This is a genomic window from Massilia eurypsychrophila, from assembly GCF_002760655.1.
Classification (GTDB): domain Bacteria; phylum Pseudomonadota; class Gammaproteobacteria; order Burkholderiales; family Burkholderiaceae_D; genus JAFCUW01.
Genome location: NZ_PDOC01000003.1, coordinates 440,113 through 464,249, shown reverse-complemented (window position 1 = coordinate 464,249; position 24,137 = coordinate 440,113). Strand labels below are relative to the sequence as shown.

The 24,137-nt window shown below is 65.0% G+C and carries 20 protein-coding genes and 1 tRNA gene; 8 read left to right on the top strand and 13 right to left on the bottom strand.

What is annotated here, in order from left to right; translation table 11 throughout:
* Positions 1 to 6: 6 nt before the first annotated feature.
* From CR105_RS07775 to CR105_RS07740, 8 genes are all read right to left on the bottom strand, one after another.
* On the bottom strand, positions 7 to 1,194 hold the full coding sequence (locus CR105_RS07775) for an acyl-CoA dehydrogenase family protein (RefSeq protein WP_099787845.1): 1,188 nt from the start codon (positions 1,192 to 1,194) through the stop codon (positions 7 to 9).
* Between the two features lie 224 nt (positions 1,195 to 1,418).
* On the bottom strand, positions 1,419 to 3,638 hold the full coding sequence (locus CR105_RS07770; protein ID WP_099787844.1) for a carboxy terminal-processing peptidase: 2,220 nt from the start codon (positions 3,636 to 3,638) through the stop codon (positions 1,419 to 1,421).
* Positions 3,639 to 3,810: 172 nt separating this feature from the next.
* Positions 3,811 to 4,371: a hypothetical protein gene (locus tag CR105_RS07765; protein WP_099787843.1), complete on the bottom strand. Its 561-nt coding sequence runs from the start codon at positions 4,369 to 4,371 to the stop codon at positions 3,811 to 3,813.
* A 12-nt stretch (positions 4,372 to 4,383) separates the two neighbouring features.
* Positions 4,384 to 4,932: a thymidine kinase gene (locus CR105_RS07760; RefSeq protein WP_099787842.1), complete on the bottom strand. Its 549-nt coding sequence runs from the start codon at positions 4,930 to 4,932 to the stop codon at positions 4,384 to 4,386.
* 153 nt (positions 4,933 to 5,085) lie between these two features.
* Positions 5,086 to 5,724: a PEP-CTERM sorting domain-containing protein gene (locus CR105_RS07755; RefSeq protein WP_099787841.1), complete on the bottom strand. Its 639-nt coding sequence runs from the start codon at positions 5,722 to 5,724 to the stop codon at positions 5,086 to 5,088.
* Between the two features lie 215 nt (positions 5,725 to 5,939).
* On the bottom strand, positions 5,940 to 6,593 hold the full coding sequence (locus CR105_RS28250) for an FxDxF family PEP-CTERM protein (RefSeq protein ID WP_229413716.1): 654 nt from the start codon (positions 6,591 to 6,593) through the stop codon (positions 5,940 to 5,942).
* 144 nt (positions 6,594 to 6,737) lie between these two features.
* Positions 6,738 to 8,948, bottom strand: coding sequence for a penicillin acylase family protein (locus CR105_RS07745; RefSeq protein ID WP_099787840.1), 2,211 nt, complete (start codon positions 8,946 to 8,948; stop codon positions 6,738 to 6,740).
* 30 nt (positions 8,949 to 8,978) lie between these two features.
* A complete protein-coding gene (locus CR105_RS07740) occupies positions 8,979 to 9,743 on the bottom strand; it encodes a hypothetical protein (RefSeq protein ID WP_099787940.1) in 765 nt (254 codons plus the stop codon).
* Between the two features lie 250 nt (positions 9,744 to 9,993).
* Between CR105_RS07740 and CR105_RS07735 the strand changes: the two genes are divergently transcribed.
* Positions 9,994 to 10,080, top strand: a tRNA-Leu gene (locus CR105_RS07735).
* A gap of 335 nt (positions 10,081 to 10,415) precedes the next feature.
* On the top strand, positions 10,416 to 12,446 hold the full coding sequence (locus tag CR105_RS07730) for a S9 family peptidase (RefSeq protein ID WP_099787839.1): 2,031 nt from the start codon (positions 10,416 to 10,418) through the stop codon (positions 12,444 to 12,446).
* Positions 12,447 to 12,502: 56 nt separating this feature from the next.
* Here CR105_RS07730 and CR105_RS07725 read toward each other — a convergent pair whose 3' ends face one another.
* The 3 genes from CR105_RS07725 to CR105_RS07715 all read right to left on the bottom strand — a co-directional run bounded on the left by CR105_RS07725 (position 12,503) and on the right by CR105_RS07715 (position 14,791).
* On the bottom strand, positions 12,503 to 12,781 hold the full coding sequence (locus CR105_RS07725) for a hypothetical protein (RefSeq protein ID WP_131021654.1): 279 nt from the start codon (positions 12,779 to 12,781) through the stop codon (positions 12,503 to 12,505).
* Positions 12,782 to 12,937: 156 nt separating this feature from the next.
* Positions 12,938 to 13,486: a DUF488 domain-containing protein gene (locus CR105_RS07720; protein WP_099787837.1), complete on the bottom strand. Its 549-nt coding sequence runs from the start codon at positions 13,484 to 13,486 to the stop codon at positions 12,938 to 12,940.
* Between the two features lie 24 nt (positions 13,487 to 13,510).
* Positions 13,511 to 14,791: an arsenic transporter gene (locus tag CR105_RS07715; protein WP_099787836.1), complete on the bottom strand. Its 1,281-nt coding sequence runs from the start codon at positions 14,789 to 14,791 to the stop codon at positions 13,511 to 13,513.
* Between the two features lie 250 nt (positions 14,792 to 15,041).
* On the opposite strand from CR105_RS07715, the gene CR105_RS07710 reads away from it, so the two are divergent.
* Together CR105_RS07710 and CR105_RS07705 are read left to right on the top strand one after the other, a co-directional pair.
* A complete protein-coding gene (locus CR105_RS07710; RefSeq protein ID WP_229413713.1) occupies positions 15,042 to 15,356 on the top strand; it encodes an Lcl C-terminal domain-containing protein in 315 nt (104 codons plus the stop codon).
* A gap of 132 nt (positions 15,357 to 15,488) precedes the next feature.
* Positions 15,489 to 15,680, top strand: a complete 192-nt coding sequence (locus CR105_RS07705; protein WP_099787834.1) for a Thivi_2564 family membrane protein — start codon at positions 15,489 to 15,491, stop codon at positions 15,678 to 15,680.
* Positions 15,681 to 15,776: 96 nt separating this feature from the next.
* On the opposite strand, the gene CR105_RS07700 is transcribed toward CR105_RS07705, so the two are convergent.
* Entirely contained in the window at positions 15,777 to 17,216 is a 1,440-nt protein-coding gene (locus tag CR105_RS07700; protein ID WP_099787833.1) for a M20/M25/M40 family metallo-hydrolase, read from the bottom strand.
* A gap of 86 nt (positions 17,217 to 17,302) precedes the next feature.
* Entirely contained in the window at positions 17,303 to 18,445 is a 1,143-nt protein-coding gene (locus CR105_RS07695; protein WP_099787832.1) for a metallophosphoesterase, read from the bottom strand.
* A gap of 206 nt (positions 18,446 to 18,651) precedes the next feature.
* Between CR105_RS07695 and CR105_RS07690 the strand changes: the two genes are divergently transcribed.
* The 4 genes from CR105_RS07690 (at position 18,652) to CR105_RS07675 (ending at position 24,127) form a co-directional block, all read left to right on the top strand.
* Positions 18,652 to 19,152 (top strand): glycine zipper domain-containing protein, encoded by a 501-nt coding sequence (locus CR105_RS07690; RefSeq protein WP_099787831.1) that lies wholly within the window; start codon positions 18,652 to 18,654, stop codon positions 19,150 to 19,152.
* 120 nt (positions 19,153 to 19,272) lie between these two features.
* Positions 19,273 to 20,244, top strand: a complete 972-nt coding sequence (locus CR105_RS07685; RefSeq protein ID WP_099787830.1) for a serine/threonine-protein kinase — start codon at positions 19,273 to 19,275, stop codon at positions 20,242 to 20,244.
* Positions 20,241 to 22,610, top strand: a complete 2,370-nt coding sequence (locus CR105_RS07680) for an FtsW/RodA/SpoVE family cell cycle protein (protein WP_229413712.1) — start codon at positions 20,241 to 20,243, stop codon at positions 22,608 to 22,610. Before CR105_RS07685 ends, CR105_RS07680 begins: the two co-directional genes overlap by 4 nt.
* Entirely contained in the window at positions 22,580 to 24,127 is a 1,548-nt protein-coding gene (locus CR105_RS07675; RefSeq protein WP_099787828.1) for a hypothetical protein, read from the top strand. Before CR105_RS07680 ends, CR105_RS07675 begins: the two co-directional genes overlap by 31 nt.
* The last annotated feature ends 10 nt before the right edge of the window (positions 24,128 to 24,137 follow it).

Sequence of the window (24,137 nt, the reverse complement as noted above, 5' to 3'; positions counted from 1 at the left end):
AGTGCCTCACAGTCCAAGGATCATCTGGGTGATGATATTGCGTTGAATCTCGTTCGAGCCGCCGTAGATGGAGGTCTTGCGGACGTTGAAGTAGTGTGCGGCCAGCGGCGCGGCATCGTCGTCGAGGATGCTGTGCTCCGTCTCGCCTTCGAGGTAGGCCGGGTCGAACGGCAGCGCCAGCGGGCCGGCCGCTTCGACCATCAATTCGGTCAGCGTCTGCTGGATCTCGGTGCCGCGCACCTTCAGCACCGACGCTTCGGGACCGGGCGCCTTGTGCGCTTGCGAGAGCACGCGCAGCACCGTCATCTCCAGCGCCATCAGCTCGATCTCGAGGGCGGCGACCTTGGCGCCGAACAGTGGGTCGGCCATGAGCGGCTTGCCGTTGACCGATTGCGCGGCGGCGAAGCGCTTGAGGAAGCCCAGCTCGCGCTTGGAGCGGCCCACCGCGGCGATGCCGGTGCGCTCGTGGCCCAGCAGGTATTTGGCGTAGGTCCAGCCCTTGTTCTCCTGGCCGACCAGGTTCTCGACCGGCACGCGCACGTTATCGAAGAACACCTCGTTTACCTCATGGTCTTCGTCGAGCATGATGATCGGGCGCACCGTGATGCCGGGGGCGTGCATATCCATCAGCAGGAACGAGATGCCTTCCTGCTTGCGCACGCCGCTGTCGGTGCGCACCAGGCAGAAGATCATGTCGGCGTGCTGCGCCAGCGTGGTCCAGGTTTTCTGGCCGTTGACGATGTAGTGGTCGCCGTCGCGCACGGCGGTGGTCTTCAGCGAGGCGAGGTCGGAGCCGGCGCCCGGTTCCGAGTAGCCCTGGCACCACCAGTCCTCGCACGTCAGGATGCGCGGCAAGAAGTAGTCCTTCTGCGCCTGGCTGCCGAAGGCCATGATGACGGGGGCGACCATGTTGACGCCGAACGGCAGGATCGGCGGCGTGCCGGCGCGGGCGCATTCTTCTTCCCAGATATGACGCTGCACCGGGCTCCAGCCGGGACCGCCGAATTCGACCGGCCAGCCCGGCGCGACCCAGCCTTGTTTTGCCAGCGTCTTGTGCCAGCGGACGTAGTCGTCCTTGGCCAGGCGCAGGTGCTTGCGCACTTTCTGCTGCAGGTCGGCCGGCAGGTTCTGCTCGAGGAAGTTGCGCACGCTATCGCGAAACGCCAGGTCCTCGGCTGTGTAGTTCAAATCCATACAGTCTCCTTGTTGGGCGCCGATCAAAAATAGCACGACCGTTCACAAGAATTGTACCCGAAAAAGTCGGTTTCGCAGCAAAGCCAAACGCAGGTGTCAGGTCTGACATTCGGACATTTCATCGCAGGAATGTCCGAATGTCAGACCTGACACCAGCACTTTGCGTAAAAAAAGCCCGCCGGGCGGTGCGCCGGGCGGGCTTTTTGGGACAGCGAGACAGCCGGTCAGTCGGCGAGCTTGGTCGCGGCGCGGTACGGCATCACGCGCGAGGCGAGACGGGTGTTGGTCTTGAACATCGCCACTTCGTCGCTGAGGATGTGCGCCGCTTCCTGCAGCATCACGTCCTTGGCGTTCTTGGCAGCTTTTTCGGCAGCCAGTTCGGCCGCCAGGCTGCGCTCGTCCGCCTGCAGGCCGTCGTCCTGGCGCGGCGAGCCCTTGACGGCAAGCGCCTTGGCCGGCTTGGCCGTCGGATCGGGCACCTTGCTGCGCGCTTCCTTGTCGTCGGCCGTGCCCTGCGACGCAACCCGCGCTTCACGCAGCTTGGCCTTCGCCTCTTGCGTATCGCGCTCCTTGCGGCGCACCGACTCGTTGAGCGAAATGGCGTTTTCCTTGCGCAGCTTGCGCATCTCGGCAATGTCTTCCTGCAGGTACTGGAAGTCCTTGTCCCTGGCGATGCGCGCCTCGTGTCGCTTCTGCAGCGGTGCGATCAGTTCCTTCAGGTCGCCCGAAGCGACATAGCTGGCCGGCTTGATCGATACGTACGGCAACGCGTTGTCGTAGCTCGATTCGCCAAAGTTCTCGTTGTCGGACGTCACCGGCAGCTTGATGTCGGGCGACACGCCGCGCAACTGCGTGGTGCCGCCGTTGATGCGGAAGAACTGGGCGATCGTCATCTTCAACTCGCCGTAGTGCACCTTCTCGGTCGTCGGCGCGAAACGGTCGAGGTTGATCATCGTCTGCACGGTACCCTTGCCGAAGCTCGGCTCGCCGATGATCAGGCCGCGGCCGTAGTCCTGGATCGCGGCGGCGAAAATTTCCGACGCCGACGCCGAACCGCGGTTGATCAGCACGCCCACCGGGCCATCCCACGCCAGGCCGGCGTTGGTGTCGCTCTCGACTTCGATGCGCCCTTCCGCGGTGCGCTGCTGCACCACCGGCCCCTTGTCGATGAACAGGCCGGTCAGCTCGACCGCCTCGATCAGCGAGCCGCCGCCGTTGTTGCGCAGGTCGATCAGCACGTTGTCGACTTTTTCTTTCTTCAGCTCGCCGAGGATGCGGGCGACGTCGCGCGTGGCGCTCTTGTAATCCTTGTCGCCGCGGCGGCGGGCGTCGAAATCGAGGTAGAACGTCGGCAGCGAAATGACGCCGACACGGCGCTTGACGCCGCCGTCGCGCACTTCGATGATCGTTTTCTTGGCCGACTGCTCTTCCATGTTGATCTTCTTGCGCACCAGCGACACGGCCACGTGCTTGCCGTCGGTGCCTGCACCTTCAGGCAACACGTCGAGGCGCACAGCGGAGTCTTTCGGGCCACGGATCAGCTGGACGACGTCGTCGATACGCCAGCCGAGCACATCGGTAAACGCAGCATCGCCCTGGGCAACGCCGACGATGCGGTCGCCTACCTTCAGCTTGCCGGACAGGCCGGCCGGGCTGCCGGCGACGATCTCGCGGATCACGGTGTACTCTTCGCGCGTTTGCAGCACGGCGCCGATGCCCTCGAGCGACAATCGCATGGCGATGTCGAAATTGTCGGCGGCGCGCGGGCCGAGGTAGTTGGTGTGCGGCTCGATCGACGTGGCGTAGGCGTTCATGAACATCTGGAACACGTCTTCGTTGTTCAGCTTGCGCAGGCGCACCTGGTAGTTGTCGTAGCGCTTGTCGAGCGCCTCGCGGATTGCCTTGTCGTCCTTGCCGGCCAGTTTCAGGCGCAGCCAGTCGTTCTTGACGCGCTTGCGCCACAGCTCGCGCGCCTCGTCTTCGCTTTTCGGCCACGCCGCTTTTTCGCGGTCGATCGTGTATGTCTCGTCGCTGGTGAAGTCGAGCCTGGTTTTGAGCAGGTCGCGCGCATACGCCATGCGCTCGGTGAAGCGCTGCTGGTAGACGTTGAACAGGACGAACGGCAGGGTCAGGTTTTCGTTGTTGATCGCATCGTCGAGCTTGTTGCGGACGACGTCGAACTGGTCGATGTCGCTCTGCAGGAAGTACATCTTTTCGCCGTCGAGCGTCTTGAAGTAGCGGTCGAAGATCTTCTCGGACATCGCATCGTCCAGCGGGATTGCCTTGTAGTGATGGCGCGCCAGCATCTTCGACGCCCACAGCGCCGCGGTCGCCTGCGACGGGATTGGCTTGAGCTGGGTGGTGCCGACTTTCTCGGGCTGGGCAAAGGTGGCCGGGGCGGTCAAGGCGACCGCCAGTGCAACGATGAACATCTGCTTCTTCATTCTTGGTCTCTCCATGCGTGGTGCTGGTAACTGCGGGCGGGACTGTCTGAACACAAGGGGTGCGCGCGCGCCGAACGCGTTATCTGATCGATTCTAACAGCATAGCGCGTCCGCACAGGAGCAGCTTGCGTAGATTCACGTGGCAAGCTTACGGGGCGCGCCGCACGCCCGTTCAAGGTCTTACAAATTGAAACAGACTGGGGCGTACGGTCCACGCCAGCGCGGCGGCGGCGCCGACGATCACCAGGTACGGCCAGGAGCGCAAGGCGATGCGCCAGTCGACCTTCGACGGCCAGAACGACAGGAACTGCGGCGCCAGCGCAAAGGCAATCGCCAGGTCGACCGGCTGGAACGTCCAGCCCGGCGTAGTGCGCCAGCGTGCCACCAGAAAAGGCAGCGCGATGATCAGGATCGGCGCCAGCGCGGCCGGTGCGGCGTTGTACCAGCGCACCCGCATCAAGGTCACCGAGCCAAGCTCCCAGGTGTGGCCGGCGCGGCGCGGGATGATCGTCAGCGAACCGGGCCGGGCGCCGGTCAGCAGCCCGACCGCAAAATGCGCCAGTTCGTGGCAGATGGTGCCGGCCACGGTGAACAGGAAAAAGAACGGATGGGTGCCTGCCAGTAGCCGGATCAGGAAAGCGAGCGCGGCCGAGGGCAGCAGGTACAGCAGCAGGTCGCTGTGCTGGCACGCAGCAGCCGGCACGATGGTCTGGCAGCTGGCCAGGAATGACATCGCCGCGCGCGCTTACGCGTAGAAGCAGCGGCCGCAAGCCTGGCGATAGCGCTCATTGCCGCCGATGCTGACCTGCTCGCCATCGCGGATGCGGCGGCCATCTTCGTCGATGCGCACGTTCATCGTCGCCTTCTTGCCGCACGTACAGATATTCTTGAGCTCTTCGATATCGTCGGCCAGCGCCAGCAGGTAAGCCGAACCGGGAAACGGCTCGCCGCGAAAATCGCTGCGCAGGCCGTAGCAGATGACCGGCACGCCGCGCACCTGGGCCAGCTGGTGCAGCTGCTGGACCTGGACGGTGCTGAGAAATTGCGCTTCGTCGACCAGCACGCAGGCTACCTGCGGCACTTCGGCGAGGAAGTTGTAGTCGGCGTCGAAGGTGTCGACCTGGCGCTGAGGGCCGAGGCGCGAGGTGACCTGGCCGACGCCATAGCGGCTGTCGATGGCGGCGGTGAAAAGCTTGACGCGCTGGCCCTGTTCTTCGTAATTGTGCGCCACTTGCAGCAGCGCGGTCGATTTACCGGCGTTCATCGCCGAATACCTGAAGTAAAGTTTTGCCACTGCCTGCCCTGTCGCCTGTTGGAAGCCGGAATTATAGCAAGCGCGTGTGCTGCCGGGCCAGCATCGGGCGCAGCGGCAGCCGGCAGAGGCGGCCGTCATTGCAAGCCGAAAGCGGCCGCGGGGAGCGCGGCCGCTACGTTCGCCTGCGCGCCTTCAGCGGGCGCGACGGCGGCGCGCCGCAAAACCGACCACGCCCAGGCCAGCCAGCAACATGCCATAGGCGCCAGGTTCCGGTACCGCCAGCGTCAGGTCGTTGGCGGTGGGCCAGACGGCGCCGCCGATCTCGGACGCGGTCAGCACCACCGAGATCAGCGGCACGTCGGAGGTGAAGCCGAGGAAGGTGGTGGTCAAGGTGTCGGTGAGCGACACGGTCCGGGTCTCGCCCGACAGCGCCGTCAACGTCACCGTGGTACCGGGCAGGAAGGCGCCATTGGCATCAGAGCCAAAGAAAAATCCGCCGAGTGCATACACGCCGGGCGAGAAACCCGAGAAGGTGATCGAGTCGGTGGAGTCGGCGGTCGACAGCCAGTGGTCGGTGCCCGTGCCGGCGGGGAAGAATATCGAGGCCGGTCCGGCGCTGGCGAAATAGCTGTGGATGCCGGCCGAGCGCGACAGCGGCGTAGGCAGCGGCGACATCGGCAAGTCGTCGAAGGTGTCGGTGCCGGCGTTGGTGACGGCGGCCAGGAACGCGGTGTGATCGTTATAGACGGTGATCTGCGCCTGGGCGGCGGCGCCGCCGCATAGCAACGCGGCTAGCGCCAGCGCGTTTAGCGAAAGCGTTTTCTTCTTCATGGTAGTTCCCCTTGTGAACACATCGGATGAGCACAGCGACTGCTGGCTCCAGTAGATATCAGGCGCTCAATGCCTGCAATGGAACCAAGGTTAATGTAGTGATAACTTGATCTGCACGAAGAAACTGAGCAATTCCCCGCTCGCAAGTTCGAGGCAGCGGATTGCCAAATGCAAACAGCCGCGGCACGTTGCCGCGGCTGTCGACGCCGGTACCGTCAGCGGGCGCGGCGGCGCGCCATGAAGCCGACCAGGCCGAGGCCCAGCAGCAGCATGCCGTAGGTTTCCGGCTCCGGCACCGGCATGCCGATGGTCACGTTGTTGGCCGTCGACCAGTATGCCGTGCCGCCAGGGATGCCCTCGGTCTGCAAGGTCACCGTCGACAGCGCATCGGTAGAAATGAAGCCGAGGAAAGTCGATATGGTCGTGTCGTACAGATTGACCGTGCGCGTGGTGGCGCCGCCGGTGGCGGTCAGCACGAGTGAGCGGTTGGGCGAGAAAGCGCCGGCCGCATCCGAGCCGAAGAAGTTGCCGCCGACGGCGCGCAGGCCGCCGAAATTGTCGAATGTGATGATGTCGTTGCTGACGGTCGCCGCCAGCCAGACATCGCCGCCGGTGGTGCCGGCCGGCCAGAAATTCGACACGGGCCCGACGCTGGCGCGATAGCTGTAGGCGCCGGCGCTGCGCAGCAACGGCGAGCTGGTCTGGCTGACGGTGAGGTCGTCGAAGGTATCGGTGCCGGACGAACTGAGCGCGGCCAGAAAGGCCGCGCGGTCGGTGAAGAAAATAATTTCGGCCTGCGCCGCCGCTGACGCGCACAGCAGCGCGGCAGCGAAGGACAGGGATTTAAGCGACAACGATTTCGATTTCACGTTTGCACTCCTGGGAAATGGTTAGGTCGAGCCAGCGATAAAAGCAGGCTCAGGTTAATCCGATTCCAGAAGTCATTGCAATAACCTTAATCTTTATTTAATTACATCTTGCGCAAAGTGGAAGATGCAAACTCTGCCGGGAACCTATTTGCCGGGATGGTATTTGCGCTCGAGCGAAGCCTCGATGTCGGCCTTATAGAACAACACGTCCTTGAACTGGCCCTTGCTGTACATCTCTGCCTGGTCGCTGAAGTGCTTCGATGCCGGATCGGCGCTCTGGCCGCCGGCGAGGATGCTTTTTGCGCGCAGGCGCGGGCCAAATTCGACCACCGCCACGAAGCTGTTGCCGCGGTCGCCGTAGATGCGCCTGGTCTTCTGCTTCGCCACCATGCCGAACGACGCCAGCGAACCCCAGTTGGCCGACGTGAACGCCACCGGATAACTCGGCTTGCTGTCGTCGTACTGCTGGTCGACCGCGCCGCTGATGCGCTGGAAGCGGTTGATCTCGCCCCATGGCGTTTGCCAGGTGCCGAAGTCCGCCGCCAGCTTGTCCGATGCGCGCGCCAGCGCCTGCAGGCGCTCTTGCGCGGTGATGCTGGCGCCGATGTAGTCGACCACCGGTATCTCCTTGGCGCGCGCCGCTGCCGATGCGGCGGCCACCATCTGCTGGCCCCAGTACACCGCCAGCGACGTCGGCACCGACGTCACCGAGAAGCGCAGGTCCCAGGCGCGCAACGCCGCCACCTGCGCGGCCAGTTGCGCCTTTTGCGGATCGTTCGCCGGCAGCGCCTCCCAGTCCTTCACCAGCGCCGGCACCAGCGGCTCGAACGCAGACAGGTAGCTATCGTAGGCCGCGGCGACCAGGCTGTCGAGGGTGAATCCTTGCGCGTCCTTCAGCACCTTGATCGCGTGCAGGCCGCGCGCGTTTTCCGGCAGCGTCCACATGTAGGCGGCGTAGTCCTTCTGGCGCGGGCTGTTGGCGCCGGCCGCGGCGAACGGCCAGTTGTTGGTGTTGAGGATGTAGCCGCTGGCCGGATTTTTCAGCGTGATGGTGTCCTTGACATCGTGCAGGCCGCGCCACTCGGTGGCCGGATTGCTGCCGTCGACCGGATGCGCCCAGTCGAACGACGGATCGCGCTTCGGCACGAAATTGCCGTGGAAGTAAGCGATGGTGCCATCGGCATCGGCGTACACGGTGTTGTTCGACGAGTTGGTGCGCAGCTCCATCGATTTATGGAACTGCTTGTAGCTGGTCGCCTTGGTGCGGGTGTACGACTGCGTCAGCGCCTTCAGGGGTTCTTCCATCAGCTTGACCGACACCCATTTGCCGCCGGCCTCGCGCACCACCGGGCCGTGGTGGGTGAAGTACGCGGTGACGGTTTTGCTGGCCATGCCGGCAGCGGTCTTGTACGGCAGCGTAATCGGCACCGCGCGCATCGGCCGCTGTTCGGCGCCGTACTTGTAGAAGAATTTGCCGTCCTTTTCGACCACCGTTTCGAGATACTCGTCGATGACGTCGCCGCCGCCGGAGGTGTGCATCCACCCTGCCCGCTCGTTGAAACCCTGGTAGACGAAGAACTGGCCCCAGGTCACGGCGCCATACGCGTTCAGGCCTTCTTCGCTGACCATGTGCACTTCAGGGCGGAAGTAGAACGACGTGTGCGGATTAATCAGCAGCAGCGCGTGGCCGGATGCGCTGCGTTTCGGCGCGATCGCAAAGCCGTTCGAGCCGCGCGGCTCCGGGCCGAAGCCGCTGCCGGCGTCGGCCAGCTTGACCGCAGCGCCGCTGCCGTACATTTTCTCGAGCTGCTTCAGGTCGATCGATTCGATGTCGCCGCCGATGCTGCCTTCGCTGAAGGCCAGCGCCATCCATGGCTCGAAGTGCGAGATCAGCTTCGGTTTCACTTCCGGATGCGTGTGCAGGTAGAAGTTAAGGCCATCGGCAAAGGCCACCATCAGCTTTTTCAGCCACGCCGGGCTGGCCGCGTACTTGGCCTGCATGTCCTGCGGCCTGATGAACATCTTCATGCGCAGGTCGCGCCACAGCTCCTTTTCTCCCTCGACTTCGGCCAGGCGCCCCAGCGCGTTGATGTAATTGAGTTCGACGCGATTGAAGTCGTCCTCCGCCTGCGCGTACAGCAGGCCGAATACCGCGTCGGCATCGGTCTTGCCGAACACGTGGGGGATGCCCCACTTGTCGCGCATGATGGTCACGCGTTGCGCCGTCGCCTGCCAGCGCGCCTGCTCGGCGCTGGGCTTGCCGGCTTTGAACGGCTGCTGCGCTTGTGCCGGCAGCGCTGCAAACAAGGAAGCGCAACCGAGCAGCGCGCTGAAGACGAGGCGTTGTGAAAGCATGCGGACTTTACTCCTGGTGTGGGGTGTGGCCTAGAGGCCCAGCTGTTGTTTCAGCGCGGCGTTTTCGAGTTGGAGTGCGTCGACCTTGTCGCGCAGCGCGGCGACCTGCGCGCGAAGGTCGGCCGCTTCATCGGCGGGCGTCTCTTTTGGCGGGCGGCTGCCGGCCTTCTGTTCGCGCACCTGGCGCGCGGCCAGCTGCAGCTCCTTGCGTCCGCCGGCCACCGCGACGATCTGTTCGGAAGGCGGCAGCGAGGCGACGTTGGCGGCGGCGTTGATCGAGATCGTCCCGGCGCGCACCGCTTCCACCAGCTGCGGCGTGGCCGCCTTCTGGATCCGTTCGATCTGGCTGATGGTATTGCTCGACACGCGCGCCGCCTTGGCGACGTCTTCGCGCGTATTCCACGGCGGCGACTGCGGTGCCGCCTCTGGGGCGGCGTCGGCTTCCGGCTCCGCCGCAGCGCGCTGCGCCACGCGCGCGGTGACGATGTCCTTCTTGCGCAGCGCAAGCACGCCACGCTGGTAGTCCGACACGCTGCGGCGCGCCAGGTGGTTGTCGATCATCCACAGCATGACGTCGTCGAGCGAACTGAAAGTGGTGTTCTGAACGGTGCGAAATTCGATGCCGTGGCGGGTACAGATGTCGTAGCGGTTGTGACCATCGATCAGCGTTTCGCCCCACAGCACGAGCGCATCGCGGCAGCCTTCGGCCAGCAGGCTGCGTTCGAGCGCGGCGGATTCATTGGCGGTGAGCGGGTCGATAAACGAACGCAGTTCTTCGTTAATAGTGATATTCAATTCTTGTCCTTGGATGTACAGGCGCACCGGGACCGCCGGCACGCCGCCACGAATGCTACACCATCCGTGGCGACGGCCAAAGCAAGTTGGGGTGACACCCGGGAAGGCGGTTAGCGCGACGGCGGCGGCGCCTGGGCTGTTAGCCCGGAGACCGTCTTCCCCGAGCACGCGGGGGACGCCATTTATCGGATCAAAGATGCACCATGTCGAAGCCAGCGAACCCGCTCCCTGTGCTAGAATCTCGCCCGTTGCCCGGGTGGTGAAACTGGTAGACACCCGAGACTTAAAATCTCGTGTCAGAAATGGCGTACCGGTTCGATTCCGGTCCCGGGCACCAAACCTCAGCAAACTTGGCTTACGCCATCGAATGACCCCTCCTGGCCCACCACGTCAAGCCGCGTCTGGCTCGAAACGTCTCACCGCCCCTAAAAATTCGGTCACCTTAACCATCCTCCGCATTGGCGATTCACGCCCTGGCCATGCGCGCTGCTGCGCAAAAGATACAACGATAAGCAATGCTTGCGTAAACGTAATTTTGCATAAATAATACGATTGAATGCGATATTGAACGCTTGCGGAAGAATTCGGTTTTCAACGTGAGGCCGCTAATCTAGATGCGACGATAAGCAGATGGATGCCAGTTTTTAACATCAAACAGAAGGGCTGATCCATATGCTTCACAAGTTGAGTGTTCGCTTGCCGTTCGCGGCAGCGTGTGCGGCGCTGCTCGCAATTCCCCCCTTGGCGGCCCACGCGCAGTCTGCGCCAGAGCAGACCCCGGTCGAACACTTCTTTCAGCGCCCTGCCGTGCTGAGCGCCAAGCTGTCGCCGTCCGGCACCAAGATCGCCATATCGACTTCCCGCGGCGATAAGCGCGTCGGGCTGGTGGTGATCGACCTGGCCGGCGGCACCCCGAAGGCGAACCGCGCCGCTACGTTTTCCGATGCAGATATCACCCAGTTTGAATGGGTCGGCGACGACCGCCTGGTGTATAGCGCCGTTGACTTGCAGGACGGCAGCGGCGAAGACAGATATTTTGCCCGTGGCTTGTTCTCGGTAAACGCGGACGGCACTCAGCCGCGCACATTGGTCAGCCGCGACGGCAGCACCAACTCATTAGACGGTCGCCTGCTGAAGTGGAATCACACTTTGTTGGCGGTACCTGAGCAGCAACCCGGCATCAGGCCCGATGAAGTCGTCATCGGCGAAATGTATTTCGATCACAAATCGATGACAAGCGTTTGGCCAAAATGGATTAATGTCCGCACCGGACGCACCCGCATCATGGACGTGGAGCCGATCAGCCACGTTGTCGCCTGGGACTTCGACACCGCGGCGGAGCCGCGCGTTGCATACACCAGCCATAATGGCGTGGAAGCGACAAGCTGGCGTGGCCCCGGCGAGAAGAAATGGAGCGAACTGACGCAAGACAAGGTGCTGGAGGCGAAGTTCACGCCCGTGGGAGTCGACGATATCGGCAATCTGTATGTGACCCATACCGACCAGTCCGGCTATTCCGTGTTGAGCAAGTTCGACTTCAAAACTGGCAAGCCGAGCGCTACGCCATTGCTCGAGACGCCGGGTTTTGACTTCCGCGGTTCACTGGTCGAGGGACGCCCCGGCGCTGGTCCGCTCGGCGTACGCTTGATCACCGATGCCGAGCAAACAATCTGGTACGACGAAGGCATGAAGCGCGCACAGGCGATGGTCGACGCCCAGTTGCCCGGCCGCGTCAATCGCATCAGTTGCCGCCGTTGCGGCGCCGATGAAGCGGTGTTGCTGGTTCGCTCTTTCTCGGACCGCGATCCGGGCAAGCTGTTCCATTATGAGTCCGTCAGCAAGAAATGGAATCTGGTCGGCGCTGTTCAGGACGAGATCGACCCGCAGCGCATGAGCCGTGTCTCGATGCACCGCATCAAGGCGCGCGATGGGCGTGATCTGCCTGTCTGGGTAACCCAACCGGCGGGAGTGAAGGCCGGTCAGCCGGCGCCTACCGTCGTGCTGGTGCACGGGGGACCGTGGATCCGCGAGGGCGACTGGGAATGGGAAGGCATGCAGCAGTTTCTCGCCTCGCGCGGCTATTTGGTGATCAGCCCGGAATTCCGCGGCAGTACCGGCTATGGCTATGCCCATTACCGCGCCGGCTGGAAGCAATGGGGCCAGGCGATGCAAGACGATGTGGCCGATGCGCTGCTTTGGGCGCAAAAGCAAGGGCTGGCCAGCAACAAGGCTTGTATCGCCGGCGCAAGTTACGGCGGTTACAGCACCTTGATGGGACTGGTCCGTCACCCCGAGCTCTACAAGTGCGGGGTGGCCTGGCTGGCCGTCACCGATCCTTCCTTGCTGCTGAAGGGTGCCTGGAACGTCATCGACGATCTCGACGATGGCAGCCGCCGCTACATGCTGCCGCAGCTGATCGGCGATGTCGACAAGGACGCTAAAATGCTCGCGGATAATTCGCCACTGATGCGCGCCTGGGACATCAAGGCGCCGCTGTTGCTGGCATTCGGAGAAAGCGACATGCGCGTGCCGATCGAGCACGGCGAGCGACTTCGTTCTGCGCTGATCAAAGCTGGACACCCGCCGGAATGGGTTACCTATTCCAACGAGGCGCACGGCTTCCGCCAGGTCAGCACGCAAGTCGACTTCGCGCGCAAAGTGGAAGCATTTCTCGACAAACACCTGAAGGCTGAGAAGCCTTAAAAGCGCGAACACCTGGTCGCGTCCAAAGCGTCACGAGCGATCGTGACGCTTTTTTTTCAACGTCCCTTGACGAACGGATTGAACCACTCCAGTTCATCCATCAGCGTCGACTTGTGATTCCTGACCGCCTCCACCGCCTCGGCGTGCACTTCCTCGCGGGAGCGCTCGCCGCTGCCGGCGTTCGTCTGGCCTGACGTCGATGCACCGCTCGAAGTTACCCCAGCATCGGGCGCGTAGATTTCATCTGCCTGCGGCGGCGGCCTGACGCTGCCGGTCTGGGCGCAACCGCCCATGAATACAAAAGCCGTCGCGAGGACGGTGCTCCTGAGGCCCATGACATCCTCCATCCAGTGATTAACATGCAGGAACCAGCATAGGCAAGCAAGGATCGGCATGCAACCAGAGCAGACAGGTTTATTTGCTCGTCCGCTTGCCGCCGCACAGTCTTGGCGCCGCCGACTCCGGGGTCTGGCCCTGACAGCAAAACCGGGTCAGACCCCTGCGGTTGCCCCCTGCGGCTGCGGCGGATAGGTGATCCGGGTTCCCTCTACCACCGCGAACGGGGTCAACACATGCGGCTTGCGTTTCGCGCCTGTAATGATGTGCTCGACCGGCACGCCGCGCACCACCAGCGCATCCGCCACCATCGAGCGATGGCAACGCCACGGTACCGCTTCGGCGCACATCAGCACGCAACGCGATGCACGCGCCAGCTCAATCAGCGCATCAATGTTGTCGTCAAAGTCCACCGTCTGCATGTAATCGGCGTAGCCGCGAAACGACGCGTTGCGCCAGCCGCTGTTGGGCGAGTCGGCGCGCGCATGGCGCAGCCCGCCAAGGCCGGCGATGTGGCGGTAGCCGATGCCGGCCGCCGCCAGCGAGCCCGGCAAGTTATCGCGGTTAAATTGCGGGTTGTGGCGCGACTTCGGCACCGTGCGAACGTCGAGCACGCACTGCACGTCGTGCAGCTGAAGCAGGCCGATGAACTCGTCGATCGGACGGGTCGAATGGCCGATGGTACAGACGAGATGGGTATCCACTGCGAGCCTCCTGCGCGATGCGCCCTATTGTAGCCGCAGCGCCAGCGCCGCGAGTGTCAGGAGCAGCACCGGCAAGGTCAGCACGATGCCGACGCGGAAGTAATAACCCCAGGTGATCGTGATGCCCTTGCTCGACAACACGTGCAGCCATAGCAAGGTGGCCAGGCTGCCGATCGGCGTGATCTTCGGGCCGAGGTCGCTGCCGATGACGTTGGCGAATATCATCGCTTCGCGCACCGCGCCGCTGGTGGCGGTGGCATCGATCGACAGCGCGCCGATCAGCACGGTCGGCAGGTTGTTCATGATCGACGACAGCAGCGCCGTGATGATGCCGGTGCCCATCGCCGCGCCCCACACGCCGTACTGCGCGCAAGCATCGAGCAGCTGCGTCAGCGCGGCAGTCAGGCCGGCGTTGCGCAACCCGTACACCACCATGTACATGCCGAGCGAGAACACGACGATTTGCCACGGCGCGTGCCGGATCACCTCGCGCGTGGCGATCACTTGGCCGCGCGCGGCGATGACGAACAGCACGGCGGCGCCGGCGGCGGCGGTGGCGCTGATCGGCACGCCGCGCGGTTCGAGCCCGAAAAAACCGACCAGCAGCAGGCCCAGCACCCACCAACCGGCGGTGAAGGTGGCCTGGTCGCGAATCGCCAGGCGCGGCTGCTTGATCTGCTTGACGTCGTAGTCTTTCGGGATGTCGTGGCGGAAGAACAGCAGCAGCACGGCCAGCGTGGCGGCCACCGACACCACGTTCACCGGCGCCATCACCGCGGCGTAGCGGCCAAAGCTGACACCGAAATAGTCGGCCGAGACGATATTGACCAGGTTCGACACCACCAGCGGCAGGCTGGCGGTGTCGGCAATGAAGCCGGCGGCCATGACGAAGGCCAGCGTCGCCTTCGCCGAAAAACGCAGCTCGATCAGCATGGCGATGACGATCGGCGTGAGGATCAGCGCCGCGCCATCGTTGGCGAACAGCGCCGACACCGCCGCGCCGAGCAGCACCATCAGCACGAACAGCTTGCGGCCGCTGCCGCCGCCCAAGCGGGCCATGTGCAGCGCGGCCCACTGGAAGAAGCCGGCCTGGTCAAGCAGCAGGCTGGTAATGATGATGGCGATGAAGGTGGCGGTGGCGTTCCACACGATGTGCCACACGACGGCAATGTCGGACACCTCGATGACGCCGGCCAGCAAGGCGGCGATCGCGCCGAGCGAGGCGCTGCAGCCAATGCCGAGTCCGCGCGGCTGCCAGATGACGAGGACCAGCGTGGCGATAAATATGGCGAGTGCAGTGATCATTCGGCGGTTGGAGTGACGAGGCCGCCGACGGGGACCATTGCAACTTCCATAATTTCGGAAAGGGATGAAATTATAAGGCGAAAGCCAGCCGATCGCGGTGCAACGCCTTTTTCGCTCGCGCCGTCAGAAACACGGCAACTTAGCCTTCGCGCGCGGGTCTTAACTGCTAGGTGCGAGCTTCCAGGGAGGGCGAATGAGCAGGTACGATCCAGTCAGGGCAAGCTTGAAGGACGGAGAGCATTACGCGGGGATGATCCTCGGGAAAAACGGCGCGCCGGATCATCACGTCGTGTTGCTGCCGGGCGACGCCCAGGACGTCACCTGGGCCGCCGCGCGCGAATGGGCCGCCTTCAGCGGCGGCGAGCTGCCGACCCGGCGCGAACTGTCGCTGCTGTTCGCCAACCTGAGGGAGCAGTTTCACCGCGTCTGGTACTGGTCTTCCGAACCGTCCGAAGCGCGCTCGCAACTGGTGTGGGGGCAGAACTTCACCAGCGGCATCCAGACCATGTATGGCCGCCCTTTCCATGGGCGCGCCCGCGCAATCCGTCGGGTCGCCGACGAATAGCGGTTCATTTTGCCGCGGGCGTTCGGTTGCCCGCAGTCTATGTGCCCTACCGAACAGTCGAGAAATCGGGTTTGCGATATTGTCCACCTGTCGCTCGACAATTCGTCATCCACAGCTGTAGGGGAAAAAAATATGAACATACTAATCAGCCTCATCGTCTATCTCGTCATCTTCGGGCTCATCTGGTGGCTGGTCAGCCTGCTGCCACTGCCGGCTCCGGTTGCCCAGATCGTCCGTGTGCTCTTCATCATCTTGCTGATCCTGATCGTGCTGTCGGTATTCGGCATCATCCCAGGCGGCTACCTGCCAAAACTGAACCTGTAGTAACCGGTTGGGCGCAGAAGAAAAAACCCGGCCATGCGCCGGGTTTTTTTGTGCCAAAGATATGACGTAGCTTCAAGACCGTGGAAAGTTCTCAACTTACTGGCGTGGCGGCACGTTGGCGCGGCCGATCGGCTGCTCCATGTTGGCCAGGTACCAGGTCGTCACCGCCATCACGGCGACATGGCGGCGCAGGTCTTCCGGCTTGACCTTGTCGAACGTGTCGGCCGGCGTGTGGTGATAGTTGAAGTAGGTCGACTCGTCGATCAGCGGCGCGAAACTCGGCACGCCGGCCGCTTCCAGTCCATGCAGGTCGCCCATGCCCAGCGCATCGGCGCGCTGCAGTGCCCCGGCCTGCATCGGCAGCAGCGCCGCCTTCAACGGCGCAAAGTGCTTCATCGCTTCGTTGCCCACACTGGTGCGCATGCCGAACACACGGCCCGAGCCCTCGTCGCTTTCGATCGCGGCGATGTGCTTGGCGGCGTTTGCCTTGTTGGCCTCGAGGTAGGTGGCGCCCCCGCGGCCGCCGTTTTCCTCGTTCATCCAGGCGATCATGCGGATCGTGCGGCGCGGCCGGAAGTCGAGCTTCTTGAGCGTGTCGATCACCGCCATCGCGGTGACAACGCCGGTGGCGTCGTCGTTGGCGCCGGTGCCGAGGTCCCACGAATCGAGGTGGCCCGAGACGATGACGATTTCATCGGCCTTGTCGGTGCCGGGGAAATCGGCGATGACGTTGAAGCTGTCGGCGTCCGGCAGCACCTGCGGCGTCAAGATCAGCTGCATGCTGAGCGGGCCGCGCGCGGCCAGGCGCGTCATCAGCATGGCGTCTTCCGCCGATACTGCCGCCGCCGGAATGCGCGCGCCGTCCTGCAGCCCGCTGGCGCCAGTGTGCGGCAGGCGGTAATCGGCGCCGCCGGCCGAGCGCACCAGCACCGCCGCCGCGCCCATCTGCGCTGCCAGGCGCGTGCCCACGCCACGGTAGATCACCGCCTGGCCGTAGGCCGTGCCGGCCTGTCCGCGTTCGGCCATCTGCTGGTCGAAAGCGACGTCGAACAGCACGATGCGCCCTTTTACCTCTGCCGCGCGCGCCTTCAGTTCTTCAAAATCACGAACCACGATCACCGGCGCTATCAATCCGGCTTGCGGCGTGGCGCCCGATCCGCCCAGCGCCGTGAGCACCACGCGCTGCGTGACGCCGGCGGGACGGCCGGCGTACTCGACCAGCGATGCGGTCTCCGCGCCGCGCACCCAATGCGGCACCTTCACCGGCTGCAGCGTGACGGTGGCGCCCAGCTTGCGCATCGCGTCGGCCACCTGCGTCACCGCCGCTGCCGCGCCGGCCGATCCGGACAGGCGCGGTCCGATCAGGTCCGTCATGTCGGCCAGGCGCTCGAGCGCCCAGTCGCTTTTCAGCGCGGCATTGCGGATCTGCCCAAGAGCGGCGGGGTCGTTGCCGGGGGGGGCGGCGAAGGCGCTTGCGGCCAGCATGCTGGCGGCGAGGATGGTGAGCGCGGAGGTGTGACGCAGTGTGCGGTTCATGCAGCGAATCCTTCGATTACTGTTCAGTGAGGATTCGCACAATATCGCATTTTGGTCCAGTTGTGCACGGCTTTATGACGACGTAATCACACGCCCTTCGCCCGCACCAGGCGCACGCGGGTGATCTCGGACGGCGCGCCAAAGCGTTTTGGCGGCCCCCAGTAACCGGTGCCGCGGCTGGTGTAGACCCATAGCGAGCGCAGTCGATTGAGGCCGGCGGTGAATGGCTGCTGCAGCGGAACGAACAGGTTCCACGGGAAGAACTGGCCGCCATGCGTGTGGCCCGACAGCTGCAAGTGAAAGCCGGCATCGGCCGCCGCTTCGGCGCTGCGCGGCTGGTGCGCCAGCAGCACCCGCACCTTCACGTGGCCGGGCGCTCCCCTTGCCGCCGCATGCGGATCGCTGCGGTGCGACTCGTCGAAGTGGTGCGCCATGAAGTCGGTCACGCCGGCGATCATCAGCGCCTGGCCCGCGCGCTCGACCACGACGTGCTCGTTGAGCAGCACGGTCAGACCCAGGCGCCGCATCTCGACGATCCACTCGGCCGCGCCGGAATAGTATTCGTGGTTGCCGGTGACGAAAAACGCGCCGTCCGGCGCGGCCAGGCGTTCAAGCGGCGCCGTATGCATGCCGAGGCGCTTGACGGAACCGTCGACCAGGTCGCCGGTGACGGCGATGGCATCCGGCTTGAGCCCGTTGACCTTGGTGACGATCGCGTTCAGGTAGCCGCGCTTGATGGTGGGGCCGACGTGAATGTCCGAAATCTGCACGATGGAGTAGCCGTCGAACTGCGCCGGCAAGCCGTCGATCGGCACCTCGACATCAACCACGCGCGCTACACGGCGCGCATTGACAAAGCCGATCAGCGTGACGACAAACGCCAGCAGCGGCACGCCGATGGCGCTGGCGCGCTCGATCGCCGGCGTGCCGGCGCTGAAGACAACCGCTACCAGCAGTGCAACGTCGCGCAGCACCGTCAGCACCAGCAGCGACGAGAAAAAGCCCATCGACAGCAGGCCTGCCCAGGTGAGCTGTTCGCTGAAGGGCACGCGCTTGAGCACCGAAGAAAACAGGCCGGTGAGCACCAGCAGCGCAGAGGCGGCCAGCAGCGCGATGCCTGCGCTTGTACCAGCCGCGCCGAGACCCATCGGCGGGATCAGGCGCAAGCCAATGTACAGATGCAGCAGCGCGAGCAAGGTCGCGACAGTGAGCAAGGCGCGACGGGGCATGGACAATCCGGTGTGGATGAATAACCTTCATCAGATGGGGCGCGCGGCGCGATCTTCAAGCGTCAATACAGCACATGTTATAGCCGCTGCATGAGATGTAAGAGTCTGTATTAACGATGGCGCGCGATTGTGCACAATATATAGTGAACACATGCCCAGCACGTTACGCGATCATCCTGATCCAGCTCGAGGCAAAAGGAAACGCCATGTTGAATAAAAAATGCTTGGGTGCGGTGATTCTGGCCGCTACGGCCATCACCTCCACGGCAATGGCTCAAGATCGCGGCGTAAATACAGCTGTCGGCGCCGTTCTCGGTGCTGCAATCGGTCATAACAGCGGCGGTCGCGATGGCGCCATCGTGGGCGGCGTAATCGGCGCGGCGCTGGGTAACGCGGTCAGCTCCGACAACCGCAATTACAACAACGGTTATCACGACAACCGTAACGGCTATTACGACAACCGTAACGGCTACTACGACAACCGCAGTGGCTACGTCGACACCCGCTCGTCGTACTACGACAATCGCGGCGGCTACTATGAGGCGGCGCCAGTGTACGTTCAATCGGCTCCGGTGTATTACGCCCCGGCGCCGCGTTACTACAGCCCTCCCGCGGCGGTCGTGTATGTCGGTTCGAGCCGCGGTTACTACAACGGCTACGGCGGCCACCGCCGCGGTCACCGTCACGACGGTTACGGCCGCCGTTAATAGCGACGCCACGTCATCAAGAAACGCCGCCCGGGCAACCGGCCGGCGTTTTTTTTACTTCCCCCCTCCCCCTGCTAACCCTGTGTGACGGCACCTGCCGTCACAACCATTGGGGGAAGCATGCTGGAAGCGGGCGCGGTCATCACACTCGAAGCGGGTAACTACCGCCTGCACGAGCCACTGGCCGGCTCCGCGTATGGCGTCGTGTGGATCGCCGACACCCTGCCGGCCGGCCGCCAAGTTGCCATCAAGCTGATCAACCAGCAGCAGATGGCGCGCGCCCACCCGGAACAGCGCGACCGCTGGATCGCCAGCGCCCAAAAAGAAATCGCCTTCCTGCGCTCGCTCGAACCGTGGGACGAGCGCCACATCGTGCGCCTGCTCGACAGCGGCATGCACGACACCCTGCCGGTGATGGCGCTCGAACTGCTCGACGGCGACCTGGCCAGGCATATCGCGCGCGAACGCGCGGCCGGCCGCGCCATCGGTTTCGCCCAGGCGCTCGACTGGCTGGCGCAGATCAACCAGGCGATCGCCAAGGTTCACCAGTACGGCTGGCGCTACCTCGACCTGAAGCCATCGAATGTGCTGCTCGACGCGCGCCGCGGTAGCGTCAAGCTGGCCGATTTCGGCACCAATCGCCTGCTTGGCGACCGCGATCCGCACAGTTACGCCGGCACGGCCAACTGGCAGGCGCCGGAACAGTTCTTTCCCTCTGCGGGCAACTCCTACCTGACCGATGCGCGCAGCGACTATTTCGCCCTCGGCGCCATGTTCTATTACCTCGTCACTGGCGGCCTGCCGCTGCGCTTCTGCCGCGATTGTGGCCAGGCGTATCGCGACCACCAGGCCGGCGGCGCAGCGCAGCTGCTGGCGCGCCACGCCGGCACGGTGCCGCCAACGTTGCACGACGATGAAGCAGCCCTGTTCGCACAGCGCATCGACGCGCCCGGCGCCACCGAAGCGGTGACGCTGCTGCGCGCCCTGCTCTGCGTCGAACCCAGCGGCCGGCCACCTCACGCCCTTGCGATCAGCCGGATGATTGGCGACGTACGCTCGGCGATGCGCGCGCCGGCATGGAGCCTGGCGTGATCGGCCGATTCAGCGCCTTTGCGCTGACCGCCAGCCTGCTCGGCGCGTTGTGCGTGTTGCAGTTGTTTGCGCTGTGGCGCTCGCCGGCGGCGTGGTCGCCGGCGGTCATCGCCGTCAGCATCACGCCTGGCGAGTCGGTCACGCTGGGCCAGCACGAGCTAGCCGCGCCCCAGGCCGACGCCACCCATATCGCGCTGCGGCGCGACACGGGCGGCCGCTGGTTCGCCCGCAACATCAGCGGCGCCAGACAACTGGTGCTGCAGCGCGATGGCACTGACCGGCGCACCGGCACCATCTCCCTGGTCCAGGGCCAGCAGTTCCGCCTCGGTGCGGCGCTGTTCAGCGTCAACGCCGCCGACGCCCGGTCGGTGTCGTTTTCCGAAGGCGGGCGGCACTGGCGCTACGATGGCGCCACGTTGCGGCGCGATGGCAGCGCGCAGCCGGCTTGTCCCGATGCCCGCATTTCTTCGCGCCTGGCAGCCGACTGGAACCGGCTGGCGCCGCACGCGCTGACCCTCGCGCGTCCGCTCACTTTCGGCGGAAATCTGTATTGCGGCAACCGGCTGGGCATTGAATACGTCGGCTACGGCAGCGCCCTGCTCTCGCGCGTCAAAGGCCAGCTGCTGCTGTCGAATTCAAATGGCACGCCGCTGTCGATGTCGTCCGCGGCAGGCGCGTACAACCTGGCGCAGCGCGAGGAACCGCTCGATAGCGTCACGGCACTGGTCGCCGGCCGCACGCGTTTCGCCACGCGCTTGCAAGGCAACCTGCTCGAACTGCGTCCACTGAGCCACGTCGCACTGTTTGCCGACGCGCGCAACGTGCTGCCGCCGCACGTGCAATGGGAGTGGCGCCAGCGCCAGGCGTGGGCGCTGCCTGGTGGGCCGGCGTGGTGGATCGCCCTCGGCCTGTGCGGCGCGCTGAGCGCGGCCGGCGCCCTGGCCTGGCAGCGCGGCCACTGGCCGTTCGTGCGCGACGCCGGCGCTGCCATCCGCGCGGCCAGCTTCGCCACTGCGCTGCTGGCTATTGCCGGCGCCGCCGCCCTCATCCTGCAGCGCAGCGCCACGCCGCCCGGCATCGGCTGGTCGATCCTGCTTGCCGGCGCGGCGCTGTGGTGCTGCCTGCTGCTGCCTGGCCGGCTCACCTTGGTGACCGCCGCCGGCACGCTGCTGCTGGCGGTCGGGCTGCTGGCGCAGCTCGAACTGGGCCTGGGCGCGATGGAGTCGTCATGGCTGCGCCACTACCAGAAGACCACGGCGCTGCTGGCCATCGGCCTCGGCATCGGCGCACACCTGCGGCTGCGGCTGCGCGGACGCGGCGGCTTGATGCCGCAGACCCGCCTCGAATGGATGCTCGCGCTGCTGGCCGGTTGCGCGCTGGTCGCCTTGCTGCTGCAGGTCTTGCTGGGCGACGAAACCGGCGTATTCGATTTGCAGCCGGTGGAATTTGCCAAGCTGGCGCTGACGGCGCTGACCGCCCACTGCATCGCCATCGGCCTTGGCTGGGATGCCGCCATGCTTGACCACACCCGCCCGGCCGTGCGCTGGTTCCGCCTGGCCGCCCCCGCGGTGCTGTTCGTCGCCCTGCTCGGACTGGCCCTGGTGCAGGTGGACGACTATTCGCCGCTGATCCTGTTGGCCGTCTGGAGCATGGCGATGGCGTTCGCCTGTTCGATCGCGGCCGGCCGGCACGCGGCCACCGCCAGCATCGTCGCGCTGGCCTGCCTTGCGGCGGGCGCGGTGGCCTACCTGCGCAGCGCCGGCGCCGGCGAAGTGGCGCAATGGAGCTTTTATGCCGACCGCTTCCTCGTCTGGCTCGATCCGGCCAGCCATCCGCACACCGGCCAGCAGCTGCTGCTGGGTGCGCGCGCCATCGCCGAAGGCGCCTGGTGGGGATCGGACCAGCTGCTCGGCCTGTCGACCATGGGCCAGGCCGCGGGCGGCGCGCTGCAGATTCCGGCGGTGCAGGATGATTTTGCGCCGTCGTTCTTCATGAACCGCCACGGTCTGCTCGGCGCCCTGGCGCTGTGGGCGCTGCAGGCGCTGTTCCTGGTCGGGGTGCTGCAGACGGCGGTGCGTTCGTACGCGGCCAGCCGCCAGGCGCGCGACTTCCGCCAGGCGTGGATGGGCAGGTTCCGCTGCTTCGCGCTGTGCGGCGGCGCCGCCTTCGTGCTCGGTCACTTCCTGCTGTCGTGGGGCACCAACCTGGCGATTTTCCCGATCATGGGCCAGCCGATGAGTTTTCTGTCGGCCGGCGGCAGCCACCTGCTGTTTTTCATCTGCCCCCTGCTAGCGTTCAGTGCGATCAGTGCCCAATCATTAGAGGAGATTCAATCATGCCGGTCTATGTCCAACACGAAGTGCTAGGCAAGGTGCCTGATGTATTCAACGCGGAGGCGCTGTGGCAGGCGCCCGGCCTGGCGCTGTTTTCGCGCAAGCCGCTGCTGCGCGACCTGCTCGAACGCTCGCCGCGCGAGCATCGCGGCCGCGCCGCCACGCGCTGCTTCTCGCATGTGACGCTGATGCTGCCGCAGGACGACGTCGACGACGACCGCCACCTCACCCGCGGCGCCCGCGTGCGCGACCTGGCGCAGTCGCTGGCGGCGCTGCACCAGAAGGATTTCGGCGACCTGCTCGGGGCCGATGAAGTGCGCTACGACGTCGTCGGCGCCGACGCGCTCGAATCGGGCCAGGTGGAAGTCAAGTTCGGCCACGCCGTCTACCTGCCCGGGCCGGACGAAAAGGTCCTCTACACCGTGACCACCTCGCGCGACAGCGCCATCTGGAAGCCGGTCTGCGCGATGTACCCGAACCAGCGCCTGGCGCTGATCGGCCATGACCACGAATCGGCCAGCCACGCGGTGCCGGCATGGCCGTTCGGCGGCGACGGCGCCATCTTGCTGATTAACGACGGCCCCGACGCGCCAATCGAAGTGCAGGTGCGGCCGAAAGGCGCGTTCGATTGCAACTACGACCCGGTCAACGGCTACTACACGATCAAGTCGAAAGAAGCCGGCGCCGCCACCAGACTGTTGATGAAGATCACGCGCGCGGCCAGCACACCGGTGGCTGCCCCCAAACCGGCCGAAGCGGCGCCGATCCAGGTAAGGCCAGCCACCGTGTGGAAAACGCGCGCCCGGCCGAGCAACGAGATGGAGCAGACCGCGGTGCCGCTCAGTCATCGCCCGGCGATGACGCCAGGCGTCGAAGGCGATGCCACCTACGCGCCGATAGCGCAGCAGCGCGTCAGCCTGGTTGCGCTGGCGATGCCGCGCTTGTCGCGCTATCGTGAGACCGGCGCGCTGGCGCTCGAAATTGGCCTCGACCGTTCGCTTGGGCTGGCCGCCAATCCGCATGACGCGGTGATCAGCTTCGCGGTCGACGCCGGCGACGAGCTGCATGCAATTACCAGCGCGGGCCGCGAACGCATCACTGCGCCGGCCAGCTTCACGCCGGTCGATGCGGGCGCGGTGAAGCTGGCGGCGGTTGCGCCCGACATGGCCGATCGCTACTGCGCCATGCTGTGCCTTCCGGTGCCGGTCAGCGTGCCGGTCGCCAGTGGCGCGCGCTTCGTGTTCGGCCGCAGCGCGCCGATGCTGGCGGCGTTGCGCGTGCTCGACTCGGCCCGTTTCCTGCAACGCGCCGACGGCTTCGACAGCGCCAGCGCGGACCGCATCGGCCTGTCGCGCAACGCCTTCAGCTTTGAAGCTGCCGGCGGCGGCTACCAGATCGGACGGCTGTCGGCGACTCAGGCGCTGTTCCACCTCGACGAGCAGATGCAGTTTGTCGCCAGCATCGGCGAGGCCGGCGCGGAGCAGCCGTACACGCTGCCGCCGGGGCACCACCTGGTAGCCGGCCACTACGTGCTGCGCTTCGACGCCTGATGGACACCGG

Bases quoted from the DNA above. Each gene is read 5' to 3' on its own strand.
- CR105_RS07770 (WP_099787844.1), bottom strand. From the start codon at position 3,638: ATGAAGAAGCAGATGTTCATCGTTGCACTGGCGGTCGCCTTGACCGCC.
- CR105_RS07700 (WP_099787833.1), bottom strand. From the start codon at position 17,216: ATGAACCGCACACTGCGTCACACCTCCGCGCTCACCATCCTCGCCGCC.
- CR105_RS07775 (WP_099787845.1), bottom strand. From the start codon at position 1,194: ATGGATTTGAACTACACAGCCGAGGACCTGGCGTTTCGCGATAGCGTG.
- CR105_RS07690 (WP_099787831.1), top strand. From the start codon at position 18,652: ATGTTGAATAAAAAATGCTTGGGTGCGGTGATTCTGGCCGCTACGGCC.
- CR105_RS07710 (WP_229413713.1), top strand. From the start codon at position 15,042: ATGATCCTCGGGAAAAACGGCGCGCCGGATCATCACGTCGTGTTGCTG.
- CR105_RS07675 (WP_099787828.1), top strand. From the start codon at position 22,580: ATGCCGGTCTATGTCCAACACGAAGTGCTAGGCAAGGTGCCTGATGTA.
- CR105_RS07745 (WP_099787840.1), bottom strand. From the start codon at position 8,948: ATGCTTTCACAACGCCTCGTCTTCAGCGCGCTGCTCGGTTGCGCTTCC.
- CR105_RS07685 (WP_099787830.1), top strand. From the start codon at position 19,273: ATGCTGGAAGCGGGCGCGGTCATCACACTCGAAGCGGGTAACTACCGC.
- CR105_RS07725 (WP_131021654.1), bottom strand. From the start codon at position 12,781: ATGGGCCTCAGGAGCACCGTCCTCGCGACGGCTTTTGTATTCATGGGC.
- CR105_RS07715 (WP_099787836.1), bottom strand. From the start codon at position 14,791: ATGATCACTGCACTCGCCATATTTATCGCCACGCTGGTCCTCGTCATC.
- CR105_RS07755 (WP_099787841.1), bottom strand. From the start codon at position 5,724: ATGAAGAAGAAAACGCTTTCGCTAAACGCGCTGGCGCTAGCCGCGTTG.
- CR105_RS07705 (WP_099787834.1), top strand. From the start codon at position 15,489: ATGAACATACTAATCAGCCTCATCGTCTATCTCGTCATCTTCGGGCTC.
- CR105_RS07730 (WP_099787839.1), top strand. From the start codon at position 10,416: ATGCTTCACAAGTTGAGTGTTCGCTTGCCGTTCGCGGCAGCGTGTGCG.
- CR105_RS07695 (WP_099787832.1), bottom strand. From the start codon at position 18,445: ATGCCCCGTCGCGCCTTGCTCACTGTCGCGACCTTGCTCGCGCTGCTG.
- CR105_RS07765 (WP_099787843.1), bottom strand. From the start codon at position 4,371: ATGTCATTCCTGGCCAGCTGCCAGACCATCGTGCCGGCTGCTGCGTGC.